This window comes from Cupriavidus sp. HMR-1 (assembly GCF_000319775.1).
GTDB lineage: Bacteria > Pseudomonadota > Gammaproteobacteria > Burkholderiales > Burkholderiaceae > Cupriavidus > Cupriavidus metallidurans.
Genome location: NZ_ANKP01000238.1, coordinates 43,815 through 69,008 on the forward strand (window position 1 = coordinate 43,815; position 25,194 = coordinate 69,008).

20 protein-coding genes and 2 pseudogenes are annotated in these 25,194 nt (G+C 60.9%); 12 read left to right on the forward strand and 10 right to left on the reverse strand.

The genetic code is table 11. The features are described from left to right. Positions 1-32: 32 nt before the first annotated feature. Positions 33-473 carry a MaoC family dehydratase gene (locus D769_RS25130; protein ID WP_035882144.1) on the reverse strand — a complete coding sequence of 147 codons (441 nt, stop codon included), beginning with the start codon at positions 471-473 and terminating at the stop codon, positions 33-35. A gap of 853 nt (positions 474-1,326) precedes the next feature. On the opposite strand from D769_RS25130, the gene D769_RS25135 reads away from it, so the two are divergent. The 5 genes from D769_RS25135 (at position 1,327) to D769_RS25155 (ending at position 4,885) form a co-directional block, all read left to right on the forward strand. After that, the gene (locus tag D769_RS25135; protein WP_008650786.1) at positions 1,327-1,758 is read left to right on the forward strand and encodes a universal stress protein; all 432 of its coding nucleotides are present in this window, start codon (positions 1,327-1,329) and stop codon (positions 1,756-1,758) included. 47 nt (positions 1,759-1,805) lie between these two features. Further along, positions 1,806-2,246, forward strand: coding sequence for a universal stress protein (locus D769_RS25140; RefSeq protein WP_008650789.1), 441 nt, complete (start codon positions 1,806-1,808; stop codon positions 2,244-2,246). A 653-nt stretch (positions 2,247-2,899) separates the two neighbouring features. Continuing rightward, the gene (locus D769_RS25145) at positions 2,900-3,295 is read left to right on the forward strand and encodes a hypothetical protein (RefSeq protein WP_234818985.1); all 396 of its coding nucleotides are present in this window, start codon (positions 2,900-2,902) and stop codon (positions 3,293-3,295) included. A gap of 277 nt (positions 3,296-3,572) precedes the next feature. Then, on the forward strand, positions 3,573-4,073 hold the full coding sequence (locus D769_RS25150) for a hypothetical protein (RefSeq protein WP_008650793.1): 501 nt from the start codon (positions 3,573-3,575) through the stop codon (positions 4,071-4,073). Continuing rightward, on the forward strand, positions 4,070-4,885 hold the full coding sequence (locus D769_RS25155; RefSeq protein ID WP_008650795.1) for a DUF2145 domain-containing protein: 816 nt from the start codon (positions 4,070-4,072) through the stop codon (positions 4,883-4,885). The genes D769_RS25150 and D769_RS25155 overlap by 4 nt, the downstream gene beginning before the upstream one ends. Positions 4,886-4,981: 96 nt before the next feature. Here the strand turns inward: D769_RS25155 and D769_RS25160 are convergent, their stop codons facing one another. Then, entirely contained in the window at positions 4,982-6,124 is a 1,143-nt protein-coding gene (locus D769_RS25160; RefSeq protein WP_008650797.1) for a 3-deoxy-7-phosphoheptulonate synthase, read from the reverse strand. 290 nt (positions 6,125-6,414) lie between these two features. Between D769_RS25160 and D769_RS25165 the strand changes: the two genes are divergently transcribed. Then, complete coding sequence (locus D769_RS25165; RefSeq protein WP_040011246.1) at positions 6,415-7,650, forward strand: MFS transporter; 1,236 nt, start codon at positions 6,415-6,417, stop codon at positions 7,648-7,650. 86 nt (positions 7,651-7,736) lie between these two features. Here the strand turns inward: D769_RS25165 and D769_RS25170 are convergent, their stop codons facing one another. The 5 genes from D769_RS25170 to D769_RS32005 form a co-directional block, all read right to left on the reverse strand. Next, a complete protein-coding gene (locus D769_RS25170; protein WP_008650799.1) occupies positions 7,737-8,861 on the reverse strand; it encodes an ABC transporter permease in 1,125 nt (374 codons plus the stop codon). A gap of 77 nt (positions 8,862-8,938) precedes the next feature. After that, positions 8,939-11,698 carry a ribosome-associated ATPase/putative transporter RbbA gene (gene rbbA / locus D769_RS25175; RefSeq protein ID WP_008650801.1) on the reverse strand — a complete coding sequence of 920 codons (2,760 nt, stop codon included), beginning with the start codon at positions 11,696-11,698 and terminating at the stop codon, positions 8,939-8,941. Positions 11,699-11,708: 10 nt separating this feature from the next. Continuing rightward, positions 11,709-12,776 (reverse strand): HlyD family efflux transporter periplasmic adaptor subunit, encoded by a 1,068-nt coding sequence (locus tag D769_RS25180; RefSeq protein WP_008650804.1) that lies wholly within the window; start codon positions 12,774-12,776, stop codon positions 11,709-11,711. A 12-nt stretch (positions 12,777-12,788) separates the two neighbouring features. Then, complete coding sequence (locus tag D769_RS25185) at positions 12,789-14,321, reverse strand: efflux transporter outer membrane subunit (protein WP_052018162.1); 1,533 nt, start codon at positions 14,319-14,321, stop codon at positions 12,789-12,791. Positions 14,322-14,550: 229 nt separating this feature from the next. Next, positions 14,551-14,931 (reverse strand): hypothetical protein, encoded by a 381-nt coding sequence (locus tag D769_RS32005; protein ID WP_152415064.1) that lies wholly within the window; start codon positions 14,929-14,931, stop codon positions 14,551-14,553. Positions 14,932-15,255: 324 nt separating this feature from the next. Here D769_RS32005 and D769_RS25195 point away from each other — a divergent pair, with 324 nt between their 5' ends. The 3 genes from D769_RS25195 (at position 15,256) to flhC (ending at position 18,199) form a co-directional block, all read left to right on the forward strand. Next, the gene (locus tag D769_RS25195; protein ID WP_234706972.1) at positions 15,256-16,932 is read left to right on the forward strand and encodes a diguanylate cyclase; all 1,677 of its coding nucleotides are present in this window, start codon (positions 15,256-15,258) and stop codon (positions 16,930-16,932) included. 301 nt (positions 16,933-17,233) lie between these two features. Beyond that, positions 17,234-17,551, forward strand: a complete 318-nt coding sequence (gene flhD / locus D769_RS25200; protein ID WP_008650808.1) for a flagellar transcriptional regulator FlhD — start codon at positions 17,234-17,236, stop codon at positions 17,549-17,551. A 15-nt stretch (positions 17,552-17,566) separates the two neighbouring features. Then, complete coding sequence (gene flhC / locus D769_RS25205) at positions 17,567-18,199, forward strand: flagellar transcriptional regulator FlhC (protein WP_008650810.1); 633 nt, start codon at positions 17,567-17,569, stop codon at positions 18,197-18,199. A 312-nt stretch (positions 18,200-18,511) separates the two neighbouring features. Here flhC and D769_RS25210 read toward each other — a convergent pair whose 3' ends face one another. The 3 genes from D769_RS25210 to D769_RS25220 all read right to left on the reverse strand — a co-directional run bounded on the left by D769_RS25210 (position 18,512) and on the right by D769_RS25220 (position 22,105). Continuing rightward, complete coding sequence (locus D769_RS25210; protein ID WP_035882182.1) at positions 18,512-19,246, reverse strand: helix-turn-helix domain-containing protein; 735 nt, start codon at positions 19,244-19,246, stop codon at positions 18,512-18,514. 175 nt (positions 19,247-19,421) lie between these two features. After that, a complete protein-coding gene (locus tag D769_RS25215; protein ID WP_241227903.1) occupies positions 19,422-20,750 on the reverse strand; it encodes an MCP four helix bundle domain-containing protein in 1,329 nt (442 codons plus the stop codon). A 446-nt stretch (positions 20,751-21,196) separates the two neighbouring features. Next, the gene (locus D769_RS25220) at positions 21,197-22,105 is read right to left on the reverse strand and encodes a hypothetical protein (RefSeq protein ID WP_234706977.1); all 909 of its coding nucleotides are present in this window, start codon (positions 22,103-22,105) and stop codon (positions 21,197-21,199) included. 80 nt (positions 22,106-22,185) lie between these two features. Here D769_RS25220 and D769_RS25225 point away from each other — a divergent pair. From D769_RS25225 to D769_RS25235, 3 genes and pseudogenes are all read left to right on the forward strand, one after another. Continuing rightward, a pseudogene (locus D769_RS25225) lies at positions 22,186-23,475 on the forward strand (efflux RND transporter permease subunit); the annotation flags it as partial. Further along, entirely contained in the window at positions 23,472-24,932 is a 1,461-nt protein-coding gene (locus D769_RS25230; protein ID WP_008650816.1) for an efflux transporter outer membrane subunit, read from the forward strand. The pseudogene D769_RS25225 and the gene D769_RS25230, both read left to right, overlap by 4 nt. 4 nt (positions 24,933-24,936) lie before the next feature. Further along, a pseudogene (locus tag D769_RS25235) lies at positions 24,937-25,194 on the forward strand (hypothetical protein); the annotation flags it as partial.

The following is a 25,194-nucleotide window of genomic DNA, read 5'->3' on the forward strand; positions in this document are numbered from 1 at the left end:
GAATGGCGTGTTATGTCGGACGGTTGCGCGGCTCATTGCTCGCGTCGTTTTGCTGACGTTGGCATGATCAGGGCGTCACCGTCGACCACGACTTTGTCCTGGACCATGCAGACCGTGCTGAGCGCGACACGCCGTTTCTCCGGTTGGAGATCCGTGACCGTGACTGTCACGTGCACGGTTTCACCAGGCTTCACCGGGGCCCTGAAGCGCAGGTTCTGGCTCAGGTAGATCGATCCCGGGCCGGGCAGGCGACTGGCCAACGCTGCCGAGATCACGCTGGCCGTCAGCATCCCGTGGGCGATGCGCCCGCCAAACGGCGTGGTCTTCGCGAAGTCGTCGTCAAGATGGATGGCGTTGTTGTCGCCGGAAGCCGTCGCGAACAACTCGATATCGGTTTCAGTGATGGTCTTGGCGTAGCTTGCGGTCATGCCAAGCTGCAGGTCTTCGTAGTCATAGCCATTCAGGGTGTTCACGAGGTCTCCTTGATAGTGTTGAAAGCTGTTCGGGCGCCAGATCCAGGCGATACCCGCGCGCCGACGCGCGCGGCGCCGCGTATCGTTCAACGGGTGGTCGAGGTGTAGCCGGATCCCGCGCCTCAATGGGTGCGTGCCCCATCTTCAGTGCATGGAGCGCGTGTGCAGGCTGTGCCGGGGACTAACGGACGATCGGTTCTTCATCCCCTGCGAAGCAGGGTCTGCACTTCGATCGGCGATCCGGGGGCATTCACATGCGGAATGTCCCGGCGTGTGTCGTGGACGGGGTTGCTGACGGGGGCGCTCAAGCATGAACCGAACATGGATTCAAGAGCCCCAGCATAGGTGGGCAACTGGCGATCGACTTTGCATGAACAGCCAGGGCGTTGACATTTCGTGCCACGCGAGCCAAGCGTAGCGATGCAAATGGATGGCGCGTTACCCGCGGCTACCGGGTTGCTCACCCGATTTCAGATGTTTCCGGTCTGAATGCCAAATCCGTGGGAAATCCAAATTGACCAGGGGATTCGTAGCATTACCCAGATGTCGCCCCGGCGTCTCTGCAAGCCACTAAATCGCGGCAGTTCGCTCTGATGGCTATCAATGCTCTGGATTTTTGCCGGCCGCTTCCCGTGGGAGCACGTGTCGGAGAGGGCCGGCATCGGGACGTTGACTCCAGTCAAGGAGACCGGGGCGGTACGGGGATACTGTAACTAAATCGATTCAGTTTACGAATCGAGAAACGCTCCCCGTATGCCGTGCCGGTATCCCGTGCCTGAAGGCAGGGGAATGCCGCCAGTTCGGCAATCGGTCAGCCGTTTGCAAACCGATTCGCCCTCAACCCAAGACCTCTATGTTCAAACACATCCTGCTGCCCGTTGACGGTTCCGACCAATCGCGCAAGGCTGTATCGGCGGCCATTGAATTTGCCCGTAGCACCAGGGCCCGTCTGACGCCATACATTTGCAAGGAAGAGCCTCGCTTGTCCATTTCGATGAGCGCGGCGGTCGATACCGAAAGTGTCGCGAGCAGGCTTGAAAGTGCGGCCCGGGAGGAACTCTCCCGGATTGAAGCCGCAGCCGCATTGGCGGGAGTACCGTGTATCGGAAAAACGTCCTCCGCCTCGGCACCACATCTTGGGATTATCGAGAAAGCCAATGAATTGCAGTGCGATGTCATTTTCATGGCGTCTCACGGTCGAAAGGGGTTGGGAAAGCTGCTGCTTGGCAGCGTCACGCAGGACGTGCTCTCCCATAGCACGATCCCCGTTCTCGTGTTCCGATAAGCGCAATTCGCCAGACGATTCCACAAACAGAAGAGGAGGAGGTCATCGTGTACAAGAAAATCCTGTTGGCTGTTGATGATAGTGATGCCGCCGAGCTTGCCCTTGCGCAGGCCGTGACCGTCGCAAAAGCCATGAGCGCGGAGGTCAAGGCATTATTTGTTGTCACACAGGCGCTTGGCAGCACCTTGACGCCCGCCGAGGCGGCAACCGCGGCAATCGGCAAGCGGATACTGGAACATGCTCGCTCGAAGATGGAAGCCAACGGCTTGCACTATTCCACCGAACTGCTTGAAGAGGCCGGGTCGGCAGCAGGGCAGATTGCCGACACGATCACCAGCGAAGCCAATGACTGGGACGCAGATCTGATCGTAATGGGAACGCATGGCCGACGCGGCATCAAGCGTATGGTGCTTGGTAGCGTTTCAGAGGGCGTACTGACGCAATCCAGGATCCCTGTGCTGGTGGTGCGCAGTGATTTCGAGGATTGAACGTTCGGGGCGTGCTGACTGGCCGCTCATTGGCAATGATGCGCTGATGTCATTACCGTAGCTGCAGGCAGCATCGACATTGGGCAGCACTGCATGCCCCGGATAGGTCAGGCAGAAGTTCGCTTTGCCGGCCAATTGTGACTGTTCCCGCCAGAGCTTGGGAAACATCTGTTCCCATCCAATTGCACTTGCTGTTGGTATACGGGCTTTCTTCAGGAACAGTCGTGCAGTCCCAAGTATCTATGCATCAAGCCCCACCTTCGCGCCTTGGCAGCGAAGCGACCGATGCTATTCGCCAACTCAAGACGCTAACCGAGATTCTTCCGACAGACAGTCTGCTGCGCAAGGCCGCGTTAGCACTGCTGTTGGAAGCAAATGCCGGCGCGCAACCGAATGCCTTGCCGTTGACGTTGGTATCGCCTCCCGCACCGGGGTCTGCGCTCCCGGAGATCACTGGGAGGCGCGCATGACAGCGGTCGAATTCCAGCAGTTTGTCATGCTGACGGGGCGAGCACTCGCAATCCTCGGCGTCATCCTGCTTGTCGTCATTCGTCTGGCGTCCCCGCACGAAAATGGGAAAAAGTAGCCGCCCCCGCAAGCCGTATCGTCCACGTCAGGCAGAGGCCCATCTCCCCGGACGCTTGCAGCCGTGGGTGCTCGACAAGCTCTTCGCGCCGCTCGAAAGCATGTTGCAACATATCCGGGACGGCGGCGAGCTGGAGGTCGACGAAGATGAGCAGTTTTGGTACTACAGCACGACGATGGGAGGCAGTTTCAAATGCGCCGAGCTGCTCGAGTCGTTCGGCGACATCTTCGCCCGACAGAGGCAGCGCGACACGAACGCACCAGATCCCGAAGCGCTGTACGTCATGGCGGCAAGCATGACGGCGGAAATCCTGGCGATGCGCGAAGTGGAAGCCGCCATTGCCTGCGCTAGCGAGATGCGCGGCTATATGGGCGCGTCGTCATTGGGGAACATGAAGGATGCGGTGCTGCTGGCATCGCTGGATAGTCACATGACGACTGTGTACGGGCAGGGCGATGCGTAAGCGCTGAGGGCGTGTCCCTCCTTCCTGTCCCATTGGGCTGTGACGGACGAATCCTGTTGACGCGATGCAGTGGCGCACCTGCCTTGCGACCTATCCGCAAAGGCTTTCCAGAAATTTCTCCGGCCAGCTTGTGCTGCCTCTGAACCCCGAAGTCATCTCGGCCCCCTACAGTCTGGCGAAGCATGGCAGCTACTACAGCGGCCCTGTGCCGGGACTCCACCTGGAGCGCCCTTGACCGCAATTTCGCCTCCTCGCTTCTTTGCCTCGTGTTTCCCTGATGACGCCACTCCGATCGTTCATTTGTCTTCTGGCCGCAGCCGGTCTTCCCGCAATTTCCCTGGCTCAATCGGTCAACCATCAATCACCCTCCGAGCAGATCTCCGTTGGCACGCTGTCGATCATTGCCAGCCCGGCTGCCAGTGTCGCCGCGAGTGCCGAAGGCAGCGATCCGGCCGCGGCGCTGGTCTCGATCGCGGGGGTGGGGAGTGTCCTCGTTGTCACGGGCATCACCGAGGCAGGAAAGGACGCATTCGATGTGCTGCTGGAGGGCTCCAGGCAGGCTGGCAAGGCGTCTTTGAAGGTGACGCGTGGCGCGGTGGAGGCGGTTGGACTCTCCGTTGGCACCACGGTAAACGTGGTCGCGCAGTCGACTGGCACCGTGCTGGTCGCATCGGGGAAGGTCCTGGCCTTCCTGCCCAATGCGGCAGGTGAGGCGCTATTGCATCATTCGCGCGTGCCTGGCACGAGCCCCGTTGTTCAGCAAGGGGCAGCAAGATGAAAGCGAGACGTGTCGGAGCCTTTGCCGCCAGCGCGATTGTCGCGCTGTGCCTGGCCGGTTCGCCGGAGGCTTTTGCCGGCCAGCCGTGCAATGACAGCCCGCTCACGCCGGCGGTACTGCAAACGGCAATGGCAACCGCTCAGCGGGTGACCGCTGAACTGGACCGCCGGGACGTGCAGGTCGCGCTGCTGGGTCGGGTCGGGCAGGACCTCAGCAAGTACGGACTCAAGTACAGCCATGTGGGCATCGTCTATCGGAGCGCGCCCGGGGCACCGTGGCGCATCGCCCATCTGCTGAATACTTGTGGAACGAACCAGTCGGACCTTTGGTATGAAGGTGTTGGGAACTTCTATCTGGACGATCTGTTCCTGTTCGACACTCTGGTCATGGTGCCGCCCGAAGACACGGCGAAGGCGCTACTTTCGCGTCTGTCGGATGGACAGGCTCTCCGCGCCGTCCATGACGAGCTTTACAGCCTCGTGGCATATCCGTTCTCGACGCGCTATCAGAATTCAAACGGCTGGGTCATCGAAACCGTTGCCGCCGCAAGCGCGCGCGATGCCACGATCCGTGACCGTGGGCAAGCACAAGCGTGGCTGGAGATGGCGGGCTACAAGCCGTCCGAAATGGAGGTTGGCACGCTGACCCGACTCGGTGGACGGATGTTCAAGGCCAACGTGGCATTCGATGATCACCCTGATTCCCTGCGGTTTGCGGGCAGGATCCGTACCGTGACCGTGGAATCGATCGAGGCCTTCCTCAAGACCCAGCGAAAGGGTTGGGACATCTTCGAGATACCGGAAAGGCGCTAGACATTAATCGCTGACAGAGATTTCCGCTCGAGGCTTGCCGATTGTCAGGTGGACATTGGCAAGCCCCGACCGGTCATCTCCCGTCTGGATCACCGGTTAAGCCTTCCTGTTCACCCCGCGCCGCACATTCACCGCCTCGCTCAGCAGTTCCAGCACCGTCACGGAGTCCTCCCACCCGATGCAGGCGTCCGTGATGCTTTGACCATAAGTCAGAACCGACGGGTTGTGTTCTCCTGGGGTGAACTTCTGCGCCCCGGGTACCAGATGGCTCTCGACCATCAGGCCGAAGATCGACTGGCTCCCGCCGCTGATCTGTTGCGCCACATCGCGCGCGACGTCGATCTGGCGTTGGTGCTGCTTGTTGCTGTTGGCATGGCTGCAATCCACCATCAACGAATTGCGCAGCCGCGCCGCTTCCAGTTCCTTGCAGGCTGCGGCGACAGCTTCCGCATCGTAGTTGGGCGCCTTGCCGCCGCGAAGAATGACGTGGCAGTCCGGATTGCCCTTGGTATGGACCGTTGCGACCTGGCCGTTCTTGTGCACACCAAGGAAGTGGTGCGGGCGCGATGCGGCCTGGATTGCATCGATCGCGATCTTGATGTTTCCATCGGTGCCATTCTTGAAGCCAATGGGCGCGGACACACCCGAAGCCAGTTCCCGGTGTACCTGGCTTTCGGTCGTGCGGGCGCCAATCGCGCCCCAGCAGATCAGATCGCCGATGTACTGGGGCGAAATGACGTCCAGGAACTCGCCGGCCGCCGGCAACCCGAGACGGTTGATATCCACCAGCAGGCTGCGCGCGATGCGCAGGCCTTCGTCGATGCGATAGCTCTCGTCCAGGTAGGGGTCGTTGATCAGGCCCTTCCAGCCGACCGTGGTGCGGGGCTTCTCGAAATACACCCGCATCACGATTTCCAGCGAGTCCGCGTAGCGCTCGCGTTCGGCCGCCAGACGCCGTGCGTAGTCGAGCGCGGCCTGCGGGTCGTGGATCGAGCAGGGGCCCATGATCACGAGCAGCCGGTCATCACTGCCATGCAGAATGCGGGAGATGCGCTGGCGCGTCTGGGTGACCAGCGATTCAACGGGGGTGCCACGGATGGGGAAGAAACGGATCAAGTGCTCGGGCGGGGGCAGCGGGATGATGTCCTCCACGCGCGCATCGTCCGTCACACTGGTGCGGTCCGGCGGCGCCTGCCAGCCTTCGGCAACGGTGGGCGGGGACTTTTGTGGATCATTCATGGCTGACTCCTGGGGGAAACTGGGGAATATTGTGCGGCGGCTGATGCCAACCAGGCTTTGTAGCGGAACCCGGCAAACCTGTCATTGCGATACCGCAGGCTAGATCGGGAGAGATTTTAAATGAGCGGAAGGCGTGAGAGGCGCGAAAGGAACTAGGCAGGCATACGACCCGTCCGGTTTCTGCAGGGCAGGCTAGCACTGGTGTTCGGGAGCATTTCCTTGACGGCGCAATTAATGGAGAATGGGCGAACCTGTCTTCACCAAGGCAGGACACAAAATAGAACCACGATATGTCCTCTCGATCCTCGCTGCGCCCCGTCTTGCCGATTCTCATCGGCGCGTCAGTCATGCTGTCCCTTGCCATGGGACTGCGTCAGAGTCTCGGAATCTTCGTGCCGCCGCTGACGCGGGACATCGGGATAACGGTGGGCGACTTCACCATCGCGGTAGCGGTGCAAAACCTCACCTGGGGCTTGCTGCAGCCATTCGCCGGCGCGCTGGCGGTCCGGACCGGTTTTCGTCCGCTGATGATGGGGGGATCGTTGCTGTATCTCATCGGACTGGTGTTGCTGGCCACGGCTAATGGCTTGTGGGCCGTGGTGATTGGTGCTGGTGTGCTGATTGGCATGGCCATGGCCACTACGGGCACAGCCTTGGCCATGGCCGCGGCGTCGAGCGCGGTCAGTCAGAACGTGCGAAGCATGATTCTGGGCCTGGTGTCTGCTTCGGGATCGATCGGTGCGATGATCGCGGCGCCCCTGGGCCAGGGCATCACCGGCGAATGGGGCTGGCGCATGGGCGTGGCAGCCTTTGCAGTGCTGGCGGTCGTGATGTTGCCCGCCGCATGGTTTGCGGGCCGCGCGGACAAGGTGCGGGAAGCGCCGGCGGCGCGGGCGCAGCCGGAACAGAGCGGCCGCCAGGCCCTGATGACCGCGCTGCGACACCCTCCGTTCGTCGTCATGGCGCTCGCCTATACGGTATGCGGCATGCAACTGGTCTTCCTGACCACGCACCTTCCCGCATATCTGGAAGTCTGCGGCATGGATCCGATGTTGTCCGCCAAGGCGCTCGGCCTGATCGGCGGATTCAATATTCTGGGAAGCCTGTTCTTTGGATGGGCCGGCGGCAGGGTCAACAAGCTGCTATTGCTGGGTGGCATCTACATCTGCCGATCCATCGGCTTCATCTGGTTCTTCCACGCACTGCCGACACCAGAAACCACGATGATGTTCTCCGCGATCATGGGCTTTCTGTGGCTCGGGGTGTCGCCGCTGGTGCAGGGGTGGATTGCCCAGACGTTTGGTCTGCGCTGGCAGGCAATGATCGCCGGCGTGGCGTTCTTCAGCCATCAGATCGGGAGTTTCATTGGCGCCTTCGGTGGTGGCTGGCTCTACGACCAGATGCAGAGTTACTCGCTGGCGTGGAAGGTCGGTGCGTCCCTTGGCTTGACCCTCGGGCTGATCCAGGTTGCGTTCGCTTTTGCTTCCACGCCGAGGACGCCACGGCTGGCGCCCGCGGCGGAGTAGAGGATATCGGCGTTGCCGGCCTCGCGAAGGTGTCGAGTCCGAGATCGGCGGTAGATGGAACGCCGTCCATCGGACGGCTCCTTCTTTTACGCCATCTGGCTGATCGTCTTGCGGAAGCGCCGCAGCGATATCACGAAAAACGCCGCCCCGATCACGAACAGCGCGACGAACTGCACCCATACGACCTCAAGGCCCGCGCCACGGAACAGGATCGCCTGGCTGAGTTCCACGAAGTGGGTGGTGGGCGCCGCCAGCATGATGTACTGGACAACCTCCGGCATGCTTTCGCGTGGCGTATTTCCGCCGGACAACATCTGCAGCGGCATCAGCACGAGCACGAGCAGCATGCCGAACTGCGGCATCGAGCGTGCCAGCGTGGCCATGAAGATGCCCATCGAGGTGGTGGCGAACAGGAGCAGCGCGGCGCCACACAGGAAGAGCGTCTCCGACCCGGCGATCGGCACGTGCAAGGCGCCACGCACGATCAACAGCAGTGACATGGCGGCGGCGACCAGCACCACCAGCCCCATAGACCAGACCTTGCTGAGCATGATTTCCGACGGCGTGACGGGCATGACCAGCAGGTGTTCGATCGTGCCGTGCTCACGCTCGCGGATCAGCGCGGCGCCGGTCAGGATGATCGACAGCATGGTGATGTTGTTGATGATCTGGTTCAGCGCGCCGAACCATGCCAGTGTCAGCGTTGGGTTGAACCGCACACGCAGCGCCAGTTCCACGGGAAGCCGGGTGGTGGAGCGGTACCGGTCCACGAACGTCTGGATTTCGCCCGAGACGATCTGCTGGATGTAACCGCTGCCAGTAAATGCCTGGCTCATGCGCGTGGCGTCGACGTTGAGCTGAATCTCGGCGAAGCGTCCGCCCAGGACATCCCGCTGGAAATTCGGCGGGATATTGAGCGCGAACGTGTAGTTGCCCGCATCCATACCTGCGTTGACCTCCGACGACGTGATCATCTGCGGCATGGTGAACTGCGGCGGGAAGAAGGCGGAAGCGATCTGTTGCGACAGCGGCGAATGGTCCTCGTCAACGATGGCGATCGGCGCCATGTGCAGTGTATCTGGCTGGGCCGTGGCGGCTGTGTACACCGAGGCCGTGAACGTGTAGATGATCAGCACCAGCATGATCGGGTCACGCGCCAGGCTCCAGAGTTCCTTGACGCCGAGCCGGTAGATATTCGCCAGATGGCGCAACGTGCCGCGTCGCGCATCGGTGCGAGCGGGTGGGGTCGCTGGGGCTGCTGGGGTGGAGGCGTTGGGCGCGACGTCCATCATTTGTCCTGCTTGGCTAGCAGTGCCACCGTCAACCCGAGAATGACGGGGATGGCGATCAGCATCGGCCAGTACGAAGCGTAAAGATCGGAGAAGCCAAGCGCCTTGTTGAACACGCCACGGCTGATGATGAGCATGTGCGTGGCGGGATAGATGCCGCCGATCACCTTGCCCGCACCCTCCATCGAGGATACCGGCGTCAGGAGACCCGAGAACTGTATGGTCGGGATCATCGTGCCGATCATCGTGAAGAAGAGGGCGGCGATCTGGCTACGGGTGAACGTGGACGCGAACAGGCCAACGCCCGTGGACACGACGTTGAAGATCAGGGCCGCCAGCACCAGCGCCAGGAAGTTGCCTTTCACTGGCACCCCAAACAGAGTGACTGCCAGGAACGACATCAGGAAGAAATTCAGCATCCCAAGAGCGACATACGGCATCTGCTTGCCCAGCAGGAACTCGGTTCGCGTGACGGGGGTGACGTACAGATTCAGGATGGAGCCGAGTTCCTTTTCGCGCACGACCGACAGGGCGGTCAGCATCGCCGGCATCATCATCAGTAGCAGCGGAATCACAGCCGGCACCATCGCGGGCAGGCTCTTGACGTCTGGGTTATAGCGGAAACGGGTTTCGATCGAGACATTCGATGTGGCCCGCACACCGTAACGCCGTAGCGCCTGATCCGCCAGCCAGGCTTGGTGCATACCCTGGACATAGCCCTGAACGGTTTCGGCCCGCGTCGGCATGGCGCCGTCGATCCAGGCGCCGATCTGGACTTGCTTGCCACGCGCCACATCGCGCGCGAAGCCGGGCGGGATTTCGATAGCCAGGGCCAGCTTGCCGCTGCGCAGGCGCGCGTCCATGTCGGCATAGCTCTCAAGTGGCGGCTTCTGGACGAAGTAGCGCGAGCCGGCGATATTGAGCGCGTAGTTCTCGCTCAATGTGGTCTGGTCGCGGTCGAGGACCGCATAGGTCAAATCCTCAACGTCCATGCTGATGCCGAAGCCCATTACAAGCATCAGGATCACGGAGCCCAGCATGGCCAGGGTCAGGCGCACCGGGTCGCGTTGAAGCTCCAGCGACTCGCGCCACAGGTAGCTGTACATGCGACCGAGCGAGAATGGCTGATGCTTGCTCCTTGCTTCTGTCTCCGCCTGGGCCTCTACCGGGGACGCAGGGGCCTCCGTGTCTTCCGCGGCCGCCTGCGTGCCGCCACCGGCTGCCACGAGGTAGTCGATAAAGGCGGCTTCCAGCGTACCCGCGCCGCAATCGCTGACGATCTTCTCCGGCGGGTCGCTGACCAGCACCTTGCCCGCGTGCATCAGCGAGATGCGGTCGCAGCGGGCCGCCTCGTTCATGAAGTGCGTGGAGATGAAGATCGTAACGTGATCCTCGCGGGACAGCGCAACCAACAGCCGCCAGAAGTTGTCACGCGCCACGGGATCGACGCCGGAGGTCGGCTCGTCGAGGATCAGCAACTCGGGCTTATGCACCATTGCCACGGCCAGCGAAAGCCGCTGGCGCATACCGAGCGGCAAGCCGTCCGGCAGGCTCTCCATCACGTCCTGCAGCCCAAAGCGCTGGGCCATTTCCTCCACGCGGACCTCGATGTCCTCCCTCGGCACGTGAAAGAGCTGGGCGTGAAGCACCAGGTTCTGGCGCACCGTCAGTTCGGTGTAAAGCGAGAACGCCTGCGACATGTAGCCCACGCGGCGGCGGGTGTCGATATCGCGCGGATCCACCTCTTGGCCGAACAGCCACGCGCGTCCGTCGCTGGCGGGCAGCAGACCGGTCAGCATCTTCATCGTCGTGGACTTGCCGCAGCCATTGGAGCCGAGGAATCCGAAGATCTCGCCCCGCCGGATCTTGAACTGCACGTGGTCCACGGCGACGAAATCGCCGAAGCGCATGGTCAGGTCTTTCGCTTCGATGGCGATCGGGGTGTTTTCGTCCACGGCCAACGGCGCGATCACCACGGGCTCGTAGCCACGCTTCTTCTCCTCGGGCAGCAGCCCGATAAACGCGCCTTCGAGATCGGCGGCGCCGGTGCGGGCCAGCAGTTCTGCCGGCGTCCCGGTATCGAGGATCTTGCCGCTGTCCATTGCCACCAGCCAGTCGAAGCGCTGGGCTTCATCCATGTAGGCGGTGGCGACGATCACGCTCATGCCCGGACGATCCTGGCGAATGCGGGCGATCAGATCCCAGAACTGTGCGCGTGCGAGGGGATCCACGCCGGTGGTCGGCTCGTCCAGAATCAGCAGGTCGGGGTCGTGGATCAGCGCGCAGCAAAGGCCAAGTTTCTGCTTCATGCCGCCGGAGAGTTTGCCGGCCGGGCGATCCAGGAACGGCTGCAGACCGGTGCTGCGCGTGAGGTCGTCGATGCGATGACGCCGCTCGGCCGCACCGTGGCCGAACAGTCTGGCAAAGAACTGCAGGTTTTCCTCGACCGACAATGTCGGGTAGAGGTTCTTGCCCAGCCCCTGCGGCATATAGGCGATGCGCGGGCAGACGGCGTCGCGATGGTCCTTGCGCGACATGTCACCGCCGAGCGCGGTGACCGTGCCTTCCTGCACGGCCCGCGCACCGGCCACCAGCGACAGGAGGCTCGACTTGCCAACACCATCGGGACCGATCACGCCGATCATGCGGCCCGCGGGAAACTCCAGCGAAATGTCGTCGAGAGCAACCGTCTTGCCATAGCGCAGCGTGACGTGCGCGACTTCGGCAACGTGCTCGTGCGTACCCGTCGAGACGTTCATTACGCGGTCTTCAAGGTAGTTTGGTGGTCAGCGACGCGGGCCACTCTGCCTTGGCATCGAGCTTGACCCATGCCACGCCCGGCAGCCCCGTCTTGACCACCTTCAGATGCTTGCGCAGCAGATCCGGGTCGATCTTGGCGCGAACCCGGAACATCAGCTTCTGACGCTCGCTTTCCGTTTCGACGGTCTTTGGCGTGAACTGCGCAGTGCTCGAGACAAAGGAGATCTTGGCCGGAATCACATACTCCGGCGCGGCGTCCAGAATGATTCGGGCGTCCTGGCCGATGGCAAGCCGACCGGCCTGTGCTTCGGGCAGGAAGAAGGTCATGTACACATCCGACAGGTCAACGAGGTTCAGTACCTTGCCGCCAGCGCCGAGCACCTCGCCCGGCTGCGCCACGCGGTACTGGATCCGGCCGTCGCGCGGTGCCTTCAGTTCGCTGTCGTCGATATCGGCTCGGATGCGGGCGATAGTGGCCTGCGTGGCGGCGACCGTCGACTGCGCGCCAACTACCTGTGCCTGGGCAGCCTCGATGGCAGACTGGGCAGCGGCCACCTGGGCGCGAGCTGCGGTAACGGCCGCCTGGGCGCTGCGCGCCCGCGCCCGGTCATCGTCCAGTTCCTGGATCGACGAGGCGCCTTCCTTGGACAAGGTTTCGGAGCGTGCGCGCCGGCGGAGCGCCGCGTCGAGCTCGGCCTCGCGCTGGCCGACCAACGCTTCCGACGTGGCCTTGTCGCTCTTGCGCGCCGCGGCCTGCGCCACAGCCGCCGCGGCTGCGTTGATGGCCTGTTGATGCTGGGCCACGGCTTCATCGTGCTGGGCCTCGAGCGTGGTGATCTGCATCTGGGCCAGTGGCTGGCCGGCCGTCACGAAATCGCCTTCAAAGACGAGGATGTCGCTGACGCGGCCAGCGAGCTTGGTCGCCACATCGACCTCGGTGGCCTCGATGCGGCCGTTACCGCGCGCGAAACCTTCGCCGGGGCCGTTGTCACGCAGGCGATCCCACGCGTACCAGCCGCCGGCGACGACAGCGAGCACGACCAGGGCGGGAACGAGCTTGTTGGTAGGAAGCTTCATGGGCCGACTTGGTTAACGAGCAGTAGAAGGTGTGGAGGGCTTGGCGTCAGGCGCTGCACTGGCGGGCGCAACTTCCGGAGCGGCCACCTCCGACGGCGAGGCGACGGCTGTGCCACCGCCCAGTGCGGCATACAGGCTGACGCGGCTGGCAAGCAGGGCGCGGCGCGATTGGACGGCCTGTTGCTCGATGACAAGCAGATCACGCTCGGCATCGAGGACTTCGAGGAAGGTTGCGGCACCATTGTCGTAGCGCAGCTTCGCCAGTCGTCGGCGTTCGGCCTGGGCCGCCTGTGTGAGTTGCAGAATATCGACCTGTTCGGCCAGCCAGCGCTGCGCGCTCAGGGCATCGGCCACATCGCGGAAAGCATTCTGGATGGTCTTTTCGTATTGGGCTACCGCCTCCACGCGCCGTGCTTTCGCGAGGTCGAGGTTGCTGCGCAACTGTCCGCCCTGGAAGATCGGAATGGAAATACTTGGTGCGAAGGACCATACGCCACTGCCTCCACGGAACAGACCATCCAGGTCCGCGCTGGCCGTGCCGGCGAAACCGGTCAGCGTCACTCGCGGGAAGAATGCCGCCCGTGCAGCGCCGATGTTTGCGTTCTCGGCCATCAACTGGTGCTCGGCCGAAACGATGTCGGGCCGGTTCTCCAGTTGCTCGGATGGCAGGCCAGCGTCGATCTGACGCATCAACTCGGCGTCGTTGACCAGGCCGATGGCCGGCTTGACATCGGCCGGCGCGCCGACCAGAACCTCCAGCGCGTGAGACTGTGTAGCGCGGTCCTGCTCGAGTTGGGTGACCAGTGCCCGGGCCTGCTGATAAAGGGTAATGACTTCGGTCAGTTCCAGCTTGGATGCGGAACCGACTTGTTCCCGGCGCGTGAAGATACGCAGCGATTCGGCCCGGGTGTCCGTTGTCTGCTTTGCCAGAGCGATCCGTTCGTCGAGCTCGCGAATGGCCAGATACGTCTGCGCCACCTGTGTGATGATCGACAGTGTGACAGCCCGTTGCGCAGCATCGGACGCCAGATAGTTCTGCAAGGCGGCGTCCTTGAGACTGCGAATACGCCCCCAGAAATCGATCTCCCACGTGCTGAGTCCAACGCCAACTTGATATTGACTGCTTATTAGAGGTCGACCAGTCAGATTCAGATCACCGGGTACCCGAGCCCGGGTTCCATCGGCGGATGCGCCGATCCACGGGTATTGCTCCGCCCGCTGAATGCCGTAGGCAGCAAACGATTGCGCGACACGCGCTGCGCCAATGCGCAAGTCCCGGTTGTTGTCGAGCGCTTGTCCGATCAGTGCCTGAAGCTCGGGGTCCGCGTAGAACTCGCGCCAGCCTATCGTGGCGGCTGGCGTGACGGCCGGCGCCGTGGCATCTGGCGACCATGCGGTCCGCACTGGTGCAGCAGGGCGTTCGTAGGTCGGATCCATCGAGATGCAGCCGCCAAGCAGCATCGGGACGACTATCAGTGCCGCGGCTGGCCCGCGACGTGAGATATGACGCTTGATGAGTAACTCTCTGGCAAAGGCAAGTGACATGCGTGGTAGCCATTCCATGCAGGCATCACCGCGCATGGCGCGCCGTGAAAAAATCCGGGGGCACGGGGCACGTGGAGTGCCCCGTCAGGGTTTCCCCCCAGAATATCGCAGCTCTGCGTGGGGACTTTGATTCACGACATGAATCTTTTATTTGGCGAATTAAATAAATTCCTCACTATGGTTGCGCCGGATTCCGAATTCAGGCATATGGCAGTCGGCTTTCAATCCCTCACAGGCACTCGAGGTAGTGGTTCATCTCGTCCAGAAGTGCGTGGTAGAAGGCGTCCGGCAGGGGCCGTTCGTCGGCGTGCGCGAGGATTCGCTCCGTACCGGCTCGCAGTTCGTTGGTGATTCCGGCCCGCAGCGCGGTCGGCAGATGGCTGCACAAGGCTCTGAGCAACTCTCGAATAACCAGCAGCCTGGCTCCGAAATGTAGCGACGCATCGCCCAGTACGCCGATATCGCTCATCATGGCACCGAGCGGATCAGCGGGCGTGCCGCCTGATCCTGGGTTCTCGGAGGTGGTGCAGGGAGGTGTCAGTTCGGATCTTGCCTGAGTTGCTACGCCGAATGCGGCGGACTGTGGATTTCGACTCATATTGATCTTCATGGATTAGGTTCGCCTGCATGGAGGCGAAAGTGCGGATAGGCCTCTCTCTCGCGATAGCAGCCTACGCTGCCGTCGCGCCACGCACGGCCACACTCGAGGTGTCTGGTGTCTAACCGATGGGCTGCCGTGCTTCGGTTGCTAATAACGGCCTGCGGATCCAGATATGGGTCTGCGATATTGACCGTGGGCAATTCGCGGCAAGTTGTTGCTAGCCGGAGACGTCGAAGGCAGCGTGTCGCCGACGTCGTCCATGTTGCGCGAGCTCCTGCAATACATATTCCGGCTTCGCCTTGATGCGAATCAACATGGAAGATTGGGGAGGCAGTGAAGTCCCAGTATCCTGCCGACACTTCAACGTTCTTGTTGCAATTCGTCGCTGGCTTTGTGGAAACACCCAAGGCCTGCTGGCCACATTCGTCATTGGGAATGGAATCATATGCCCAACCGCTAAGGCGTCGAGGTATCAAAGCCATAGCTGCCGGGGTCGTCGCCCTGACAGCACTGATCGGCGGAAGCGCGTTCGTCATGCTGAGGTTTGACGGATACGTGAAGGCAATCTACGAGCACAACACCGCGCCGATCAAAGAGCTAGCAGAAATCAGGACACGTGCGACCGACATCCGCCGCTTGCTCTGGCGGCTTGTTGCCTTGCGCGGCCGCGAAGAGGAACGCCAGGCCATCGCGGCCATACATGTGAATCTGAGGGCCATCGACAACGCTTGGGCCCGGTATTGCGCGGATGCGCCAGACAATCAGCACGAGGACGTGCTCGCCACCGAGATCGGGCATCGGCTGACCTTGTTCAGCGGAATCGTCCGGTCTTCGCTGGAGCGGATTTCCTTCGGCGAACACGATGACACGCGCGACTGGCTGGAGCAGAACGTCGAGGCGCTGAATCAGCTGGATACGCTGATCGCGAGCGAGGTCGATCTGAACGTCGCCATGGCGGCCGCGCTTCGGCAGGAAAGTGCCACCATGCTGAGCGTGGTCATCACCACCGCCTTCGCATTTGTGCTGCTGGCGACTGGCGCGACGATTTCGATCGCTATCTTCACGCACCTGGTTCGCCAGCGTGACGACGCCATGGAGGAGTCGCGCTATCACCTCTGGCTGGCGGACCAGGCAATCGAGATGACCCTGGATGGGGTCATGATTACGAATGCGGAAGGGACGATAGAAAAGGTGAACCCCGCATTTTGCCGCCTCACGGGATACAGCCAGGCCGAACTGGTCGGCAACAACCCTCGCATGTTCAATTCCGGACGACAGACGAAGGAGTTTTATCGCGGACTCTGGAAAGCGCTGAGAGAGGCGGGCCAGTGGAAAGGCGAGCTGTGGAATCGGCGCAAGGATGGTGGCGTGTACCTGGAGTCGTTGTCGATTGCGGGCATTTGCGGGGCAAACCACGAGTACACGCATTTTGCTGCTATCTGCACTGACATTACGCATCGGCAACAGACTGTAGAGCGGCTTGGCTATCTTGCCACCCACGACATGCTGACAGGCCTGCCAAACCGGCTTCTGCTCGACGAGCGCCTCAGCCAGGCGCTTGCCCGTGCCAGGCGCATGCCACAGCCGGTTGCACTCATGTTCCTCGATCTGGACGGATTCAAGGCCGTCAACGATACGCTGGGGCATGGCGTCGGCGATGAGTTGCTCATCCTGATTGGGCGGGATCTCCAGAACGCGGTGCGCGATTCCGACACGGTTGCACGGATTGGTGGCGATGAGTTTGCCATCGTTTTGGAAGGCATCGGAGACCAGGACCATCTCCCAACGCTGGCGCGGAGCCTTCTCCGGATGATCCGGTCCGCGCGGCAGATCGGCGAACACCAGGTTTTCGTGACGTCCAGCATTGGCATCAGCGTGTACCCGACGGATGCATTGACACCCGCAGAACTGCTGAGAAAGGCGGATGTCGCTATGTACCAGGCCAAGCGCAATGGAAAAGATGCGTTCTGTTTTGCCTCGTCAATCGGAAGTCCGGAGGCCACGCTGTAACAGGAACGCTGGCTCCATTGCCGTGCGGTAATACCCACCGACAAGGAGGAGCACGTGAGGCGGCCATTATTTACGGAAGTCTGATCGTCAATTTAACTCCACAAGGACATGTATCTTGATTTTCATCAAAATTTACATCTATTTATATCGAAAAATATCCCGATAAATACAATGACGATGTCCTGTGATGAAGGTATTTATCGCATTTTGACTATTCACAAATTTCGCCGTCAATATTCCGAAGCGGAGTCTTTTGGTGGGCTAGTATTGGCACATCAACAACGTAGTAATAAATTTAAAAATGGAAGTCGACGACAGGGTCATCAGCATTTCAGATTTCAATCTTTCTTATCTCTTGCTCGCGCAGCGCATGATTCTTGAGCATGACGCAGAAGCCATGTTCCGGCTAGGTGTCAGTCAGGAAGTGGCCGAGATCATTGGAGGGTTGAGCCCCACGCAGTTGGTCAAGCTGGCGCGAACCAACATACTTCTTTGCGCCTTCAGATTCGATAACCATTCACTGCTATCAACGCTGGCAAATGGGTCGCCGCAACACGATCTCCAGCAAATGCACATGGCTATTCTGCTCTCGGCGCACCCCGTGGACTCGATCAACTGACGATGCAGGCAGAACATGACGACTCGGAAGAGTGTCCTTAGAGAAGTAGAGGAGTTCCGGTTGGCGGTGGAACTGGTTGAACTCGGCGCGCGGTTGCAGGTTTTGGAGTCCGAAGTCGCGATATCGCGTGACCGTCTTACCCGGCTCTACAAGGAGTTGCGAGGTGTCTCGCCGCCGAAAGGGCAATTGCCGTCCTCGCCAGAGTGGTTCCTTACATGGCGACCGAATGTGCATGCATCGCTGTTCCTGTCCGCCTACAGGTTTCTGATGGCTCGGGGTAAGCAATCGCGCATCCGCTGCATTGTGTCTGCCTATCGCCTGTACGCGGAGCACATCTCGCTGATAGGCGAGGAATTCACCCTGAGCTTTACGCGAGCCTGGACCATGCTCAGGTTCCTGGACTCTGGCACGTTGGTCAGTTCCACCTGCAAATGCTGTGGTGGTTCGTTCGTCAGGCACAAGTATGACCTGCAGACCAACTTCGTCTGTGGATTATGCGCGCCGCCCCCACGCGCAGCCAAGGGGAAGAAGCTGGCTATGCCCATCGTCGTGCCAGAAGGCTTGCAGCAAACGATATCCATCGAACCCGCGGCGATGAATCGCTCGGAGGACGCATCCTTCCGTCGGATGGGCAATCTGAAGCCCTGAGTTCTGCTTCCCCCCGGCAGTATCGGTATTGGCAGCTTTCTCTATCAACGAGGGGGCTGCGATTCTTCATATTCAGATCCAAGTAATCCGCCTGCACGCAATCTTCCTCAATGGGAAAAAATGCCCTCCAGAGGAGGGCATAAACGCGGATATAGCCAAGTCCAATGGGGAGTAAACTTGACTACATTTTCAATTATATGATTATTTTCAATAAAATAATTGAAATGAACGCTAAAATATTGCATAGACGCAAATTTATGAGCGTGTGAAATGCCAAAATTAATCGCGCTGAAATTAATGCCTGACACCACTTCAGTCAGCAAGACAACCATTCTGGAACGATGCCAGAGCGCCTGACGAGCCTTCATATATCAGGCGTAGCCCGTTGAGATCGTTGAGCTTCACGCTGCGGTGTCGGACGGTGATCAGTCCCGTCTCCGAAAGCCTGGAGAACAGGCGGCTGATCGTCTCTAGCTTCAGGCCCAGATAGCTGCCGATTTCCTCCCGGGTCATCCGCAGTTGGAACTCGCTTGCCGCAAATCCCCTGGCGGACAGCCGCGCGGAAAGACTGAGAAGGAACGCGATCAGCCTTTCCTCGGCATTGAGCACCCCAAGCGTTCTCAACATGCCATGGTCGTGACGGACTTCGTTTGCCATGAGCCGCAGGATGTTGTTGTACAGCCCGGGCAGCGCGACAGCAAGATCGCGCAACGCTGTCAGATTGATGCGGCAGAGCCGGGCGTCCTCGAGGGCCACCGCGTGAGACATATATTGCGGGGACACCAGGCTGTCGAGGCCGACCAGTTCGCCGGGAAGATGAAACCCAACGATCTGTACGCGTCCATCCTGGGTGGAAACCTGGCTCTTCAATGTGCCGACACGGATTGCATAGATGGCTTTCACGGGATCACCCAGCCGATAAAGCGATTCGCCCTTATGCAGGCTGATTCGGCCATGTACGACGGAGTCCAGGCGATCGATGTCGCGGCGATTCAATCCACCCGGGAGGCAAAAGCTGGCGAAGGTACATGCAGAGCAGCGAGGCATTTTCAAGTGAGGCGATGCGAGAGGGGCGCAGTTTCCGTAACTTGCTGACCGTTGGCAGCGATGGCTACCCGGAAGGCGAGAGGCGGTGGCGGACACCTGGGTGGTGGCGTGTGCTTGACGCCACCCCCGGCTTTATTGCTTTGGACCCGCAGAGGGAACTCCCTCGTGCGTGAGCTCAGAAGGTTTGCCAGTCGCCGTGACCTGACTTGCCTTCCAGAGCGGCCAGCGCAAACTGGCTGGATGGGTTCATCACATTGGTTTTCGCAACCCTCTTGACGACGGGCGCAGCGGCTTTTGGCACGGAGGCGCGAGGCACGGTGATGGCGCTGGTATCGTTCGCGAGACGGAAGAACATCATGTCCTCCTTCATTCGCCGCGCCTGTTCCTGAAGAGACTGGGAGGCGGCCGCAGCGTCTTCTGCCAACGCGGCGTTCTGCTGCGTGGCTGCGTCAATCTGGCTGTTGGCGACGTGTATTTGTTCAACCCCACGGATTCGCTCATCGGATGTGACGACGATCTCTCCAATAATGTCCGACATCTTGTTGATCACGCGGATGACTTCCTGCATGGATGCGCCGACCTCGCCAGCCTGGCGCGCTCCTTCCTCCACGGTGGCAGAGAGCTTTTCATCCATCAACTTCAGGGCGTCAATCACGCGGCGAATCTCGTCCTGGGTATCGACGACGACAGGCTGGCCAGGCTTTCCTTTGGAAACATCGGTGGCAATATGCAATGCCTTGTCGAGCGGCTTTGTCACCCCACGCGTCAGCAAGGTAGCGATTACCAGCGACAACAGGATGCCGGCGGCGATCAGCAAAGCGGCCATCAACAGGATCGTCTTTGTCATGCCCGAGCTTTCTTTCACGGCCGCTTCCGCCTGCGCGGCGTTGTCGGATATGGCCTTGTCGATCAACTCGTTCAGCCGGTCAGCTTGCGCGGCGACGTTGGCGTCCTGGTATTCCTTGGCCGCAGCATAGTTTTCCGCGCGAAGCAGGGTCAGCACCTTGTCGTTCTCCGGGAGCAGTTCCTGCAGAGAAGCATTGATCTGCGTGGCAAGTTCCCGTTCGCGGGGGGAGGTGATGCCGTTCGGGTAGTAGCGCGCCCAGGCATCCTCGATGGCGGCGCGCGACGCGGCAATGTCCTTCTCGGCCTGTGCAGTGGCTTGCGGTGAAGCTTCGACCTGCGCACGCCAGAGATTCATACGTATACGCAAGGAATGCGCCCTGACCGAAGCCACGCGAATAAGTGGTGTGGTATTGGACGCGTAGAGTGCCTCGATGCGCTCACCAAGCGTGGACAGTCCATAATAGCCAAATGCGCCAACGCCGGTCAGCAGTAATGCAAACAATGCGAACCCCGCTATAAGCCTGGATTTGATGCTGATAAGCATATTCTTCATTTTCTGAAAAACGAACCTTCTTTCGCTTGCATTTGTATGGAAATATAACCACACGCCATGATGCGAAATAGGACCAGAAACGCCAACGGGGTCCAGGATGGCCACTTCATTAAAGCCTTACGGATTGCGGCCAACCCTCTTGAGACACTGATACTTGTTCAGATCAAAATGCATTTGAATTTATTTCACACTCAATCCTATATAAATGGGATAGATGATGGTTGTAGATTATTGACTATGATCAACATTTGGGCGCGCCGTGCATCAAATAGCGCACATTAATGGCATGAAACTGGCCGAAAAGCGCACAGCCATAGGGCAGACGTAAACTTGGTATGGTATGCCGCCGCCGGTTTTTGAAGGCGCTAACGAGAAATATCTGAATACATCACGGCGCGTGCGAGCGCGGGCATTCGGCGCAAGACCGAAGTCCGATGTCAGTTATGGGATTTGTTTTCTGCACCAAAATGGATCGATAATAACCATATTGGTGCAAGACGGAGGAAGTCGATCGCAACAACTCTCAGCCGATCGGTTTTGCGATATCCGCCTCAGAAGCTCGCCGCCAGTCCGAGGGAAACACCAGAAACATTATTGCCAAACACATATCGGACGACGGCCCGCACACGTGTCACATACACCTCGTGCGCGGTGGTATCCAGTTCCAGTCCCGCTCCCAGCGTTGTCAGGTAATTGAATCCCAATACTCCCGCCTGCGCGCCAAAGTAATGAGAATGGGAGAGTTCGAGCACGTATCTGAGCGGGCGATCGAGTGCGATCAGACCGGTCGGGGCGCGCCAGCGCGCATAGAGATTCGCAGTTTGCGAGGTAACGGATCCTTGCACCGATGGCGCGGAACCGCCGAAGCTCTGCAAATGGATACTGGTGTAGCGGAGCTCGATATCAATGTCGTGCTCTGGCCGGTAGTGTTCCCAGTCCAGCATCAGCGCGCCACCCAGGCCGTAGGCATTCAACGTGCCACCGTTGAGAAAGTTGATGTCGCGGTCCGTCACGTGCTGGACAACCGCCGTGGCAAGCTTGAGGTCACTCGACACATTGCCCAGCGAAGCGTTGAGGATCGGGCGGATCACCAGTTCCTTGTCGTCAGTTAGCGGAAAATCCCAGCCAATACCGACCGTTCCGGCAAAAGTGTTCCAGCGCGTGGGAAGCAGGCGCGATTCCGCACCGTCCGTCGATACAAAGGTCGGATCGTAGCGGCTGTACGCGATCGAGCCTTCGAGATAGAGCGGAAACGTCTTGCTCATCGTGAAGCCGCCGCCAAGCTGCGACATGACGATGCCGGGGTTGTCCGTCTGGGCACTTTTGATCGACAGCGAACTCGATGCCAGATCCGGCACGACCGAATAGCTCATCAGCGACAGCACGGCGTTGGCCTGCCGTTGCACACCGGGTCCGAAAATTTGCGCCTGGGCGTGCGCGGCCGGCATGGCGGTCGCCATTACCAGAAGCAGCGCCCCACTGCACGCGAGGGCGCTGAACGTACCCGGTCGATGTTTCCGTTTCGTGACACGGTCCATGCGAGCGCGGCAAGGGTGAAAGCGCGGCGGACCTGATCGCGAAGGCCAACAAGGAGTTCTCCACCTACCGCGAGGGCGTCGTGGTGCCGGTCAATCCGCCATCGATCCCGGGCCTGGGTACGACCGGCGGCTTCGAGTTCTGGCTGCAAAGCACCGGGGATGGCACCTATCCGCAACTCGAGGAACGCGTCAGGGCGTTTATCGCCAAGGCCCATCAGCGACCCGAATTGCGCGGCGTGAACAGCACGATCAACACGCGCTCCAGGCAGTTACTGGTGGACCTCGACCGTGAGCGCGCGGAAACCCAGGGCGTGGCGGTGGAGTCGGTCTACTCGGCCTTGCAGACAATGTTCGGCTCGCTCTACGTCAGCCAGTTCCCGAAGAACAGTCGTCTGTTCCAGGTGATCCTGCAGGCGGAGCCCAAGTACCGCTCGCGGCCCGACGACCTCGACAACGTCTACGTACGCAATGCCAAGGGAGACATGGTCCCGATCAAGGCCGTGACGAACTCGCGCTGGGTCTCGGGCGCGGATCTGGTCACGCGGTTCAACAACTTCCCCGCAGCGAAGATTACTGGCGACGCCGCGCCGGGGTATAGCTCCGGGCAGGCGCTGGCAGCAATGGAAGAGGTAGCTCACGAAGTCCTTGGCGAAGGCTACAGCTTTGCGTGGAGCGGACAGGCGTACGAAGAGAAGAAGGCAGGGTCCACTGCCGCGCTGGTCTTCGCCTTCGCATTGCTGATGGTGTTCCTGATCCTGGCCGCCCAGTACGAAAAATGGTCGTTGCCGCTGGGCGTGCTGCTGGCGGTGCCATTCGCGTTGTTTGGCGCGCTGATGGGCATCTTGCTGCGAGGTATGGAGAACGACGTGTATTTCCAGATCGGGTTGACCGTGCTGATCGCGCTGGCGGCCAAGAATGCCATCCTGATCTTCGAGTTCGCCGTGGAAATGCAAGAGAAGGAAGGGCTGAGCCCGTTCGATGCCGCGGTCAAGGCGGCCAAGATGCGTCTGCGCCCGATCATCATGACCTCGCTGGCCTTCATCCTGGGTTGCGTGCCGCTGGCCATCGCCAGCGGAGCATCCGCCGCCAGCCGCCAGTCACTCGGTACCGGCGTGATTGGCGGGATGCTTGGCGCGACCGTTATCGCCATCTTCTTCATCCCGATGTTCTTCTGGGGCCTGGAGCAGCGCAGCGAGAAGAGGAAGGGCAAGCAGCCGGCTTCAGGGACCGGGACCGGGCCAGGGGCGGGGCCGGCGAGTGACACCGAGGCTACTCCGGGAGGCACGTCATGAAGCGCCGCACGGTGTCCCGATTGATGCTTCTCGCCACGCTGGCCGCCGCCGGGTGCGCGGTCGGGCCGGACTACGTTCGTCCGCCTGTCGATGTTCCGCAGGCCTACCGCTTCGCGGACGAAGGTATCAGCGTGGCGCAGACACCGGCCACGTATTGGTGGTCGCAGATGAACGATCCGGTGCTGGACGGGCTGATTGCCACAGCGCGGGCCAACAACAAGGACTTGCTGATTGCCGCGGCACGGGTCGAGGAGTACTACGGCCGTGTCATGACCACCCGGTCTGGCCTGTTCCCTCAGGTGGGGATCGAGGCTGGCGGTGGGCGCCAGCGCATCAGCACCACCAATGGCACGGCGCTGCCGATCAACAACCCGTTCAACCAGACGCACGTCGCCGCCACCGCATCCTGGGAAATCGACCTGTTTGGCCGGATACGCCGCCTGACCGAGGCGGCCAAGGCTGACTGGCAGGCCAGCGAACTGGCGCGTCGGAGCACGGAAATCTCGGTTGTCGCCGCGACTGCCAGTGCCTATATCACGCTGCGGGATCTCGATAACCGCCTGCGTATCTCGCAAGACACCCTGGAAAGCCGTCGGGGCGCGCTTGAGTTGTTCCGGGAGCGCTTCCAGGGCGGTGTGGTCTCCGAGGTCGAGTTCGCGCAAGCGCGGTCAGAATACGCATCGGCACTGACCTCGGTCGAGCAGTTCCGCCAGCAAGTCGCGCTGCAGGAGGACCTGCTGGCCGGTCTGCTGGGCGAGAACCCGCGTGAAATTCCGCGCGGCAAGTCGATCTCCGAGTTGACCTTGCCGGGCGTGCCGGTCGGCCTGCCGTCGACGTTACTGGAGCAGCGGCCGGACGTACTCCTGGCCGAGCAGAATCTCGTGGCGGCCAATGCCCGTATCGGCGCCGCGCGTGCCGAGTACTTCCCGACGATTTCGCTGACCGGCGCGTTCGGAGCTGCCAGCACGGCACTGTCGGGGCTGTGGACCGGTCCGGCACGGGCCTGGTCGTTCGCCGGGCTCATCAGTATGCCGATCTTCACCGGTGGCGCGATCGCCGGCGACGTCAAGCAGGCGGAGGCGATTCAGACGCAGTCGCTGCAGGCCTACCAGCAATCCATCCAGACAGCGTTCCGGGAAGTGGCGGATGCGCTGGTCAGCGTGCAGCGTACGCGCGATCAGCTCAATGCCAAGACCGACCAGGTCGATGCGCTGGGCCGTTACGCTTCGCTGGCACGAGATCGCTACGAAGGCGGCTATACGAGCTATCTTGAAGTGCTGGATTCCGAGCGCGCGCTGTTCGCCGCGCAACTTGACCAGTCCACCCTCATTGGTTCGGAGTTTGGCCAGCTTGTCCAGCTCTACAAGGCGTTGGGTGGTGGCTGGCCCGTGGAGTCGGAAGCAGCACAGGCGCCTCAGGCAAGCCTGAGTCAACCGGAAACCCGTAACAAGGAGTGATTTCATGTCGAGGTCGATCATCAGGCCGGTCTTGTTGCTGGCCACGGCGGGCATCGCCCTTGGCGCGATGGCTCAGTCCAAGCCGATTGCGTATCCCGCCAAGGGACAGAGCGCCGCCCAGCAGCAACAGGACGACGGTTATTGCTATTCCTGGGCCAAATCGAATACGGGCATAGACCCGGCGGCCGTGTCCTCGGCGCCGCCGCCTCCCAGTGGCCCGGCAGTCGGCGGTGGTGAGCGTGTTGGCGGTGCCGCGCGTGGC

Coding starts and splice junctions, on each gene's coding strand:
- D769_RS25135 (WP_008650786.1), top strand. CDS start 1,327: ATGTTCAAACACATCCTGCTGCCCGTTGACGGTTCCGACCAATCGCGC.
- D769_RS25150 (WP_008650793.1), top strand. CDS start 3,573: ATGACGCCACTCCGATCGTTCATTTGTCTTCTGGCCGCAGCCGGTCTT.
- D769_RS25155 (WP_008650795.1), top strand. CDS start 4,070: ATGAAAGCGAGACGTGTCGGAGCCTTTGCCGCCAGCGCGATTGTCGCG.
- D769_RS25160 (WP_008650797.1), bottom strand. CDS start 6,124: ATGAATGATCCACAAAAGTCCCCGCCCACCGTTGCCGAAGGCTGGCAG.
- D769_RS25165 (WP_040011246.1), top strand. CDS start 6,415: ATGTCCTCTCGATCCTCGCTGCGCCCCGTCTTGCCGATTCTCATCGGC.
- rbbA (WP_008650801.1), bottom strand. CDS start 11,698: ATGAACGTCTCGACGGGTACGCACGAGCACGTTGCCGAAGTCGCGCAC.
- D769_RS25180 (WP_008650804.1), bottom strand. CDS start 12,776: ATGAAGCTTCCTACCAACAAGCTCGTTCCCGCCCTGGTCGTGCTCGCT.
- D769_RS25185 (WP_052018162.1), bottom strand. CDS start 14,321: ATGTCACTTGCCTTTGCCAGAGAGTTACTCATCAAGCGTCATATCTCA.
- D769_RS32005 (WP_152415064.1), bottom strand. CDS start 14,931: ATGAAGATCAATATGAGTCGAAATCCACAGTCCGCCGCATTCGGCGTA.
- flhD (WP_008650808.1), top strand. CDS start 17,234: ATGGAAGTCGACGACAGGGTCATCAGCATTTCAGATTTCAATCTTTCT.
- flhC (WP_008650810.1), top strand. CDS start 17,567: ATGACGACTCGGAAGAGTGTCCTTAGAGAAGTAGAGGAGTTCCGGTTG.
- D769_RS25210 (WP_035882182.1), bottom strand. CDS start 19,246: ATGCCTCGCTGCTCTGCATGTACCTTCGCCAGCTTTTGCCTCCCGGGT.
- D769_RS25220 (WP_234706977.1), bottom strand. CDS start 22,105: ATGGCGACCGCCATGCCGGCCGCGCACGCCCAGGCGCAAATTTTCGGA.
- D769_RS25230 (WP_008650816.1), top strand. CDS start 23,472: ATGAAGCGCCGCACGGTGTCCCGATTGATGCTTCTCGCCACGCTGGCC.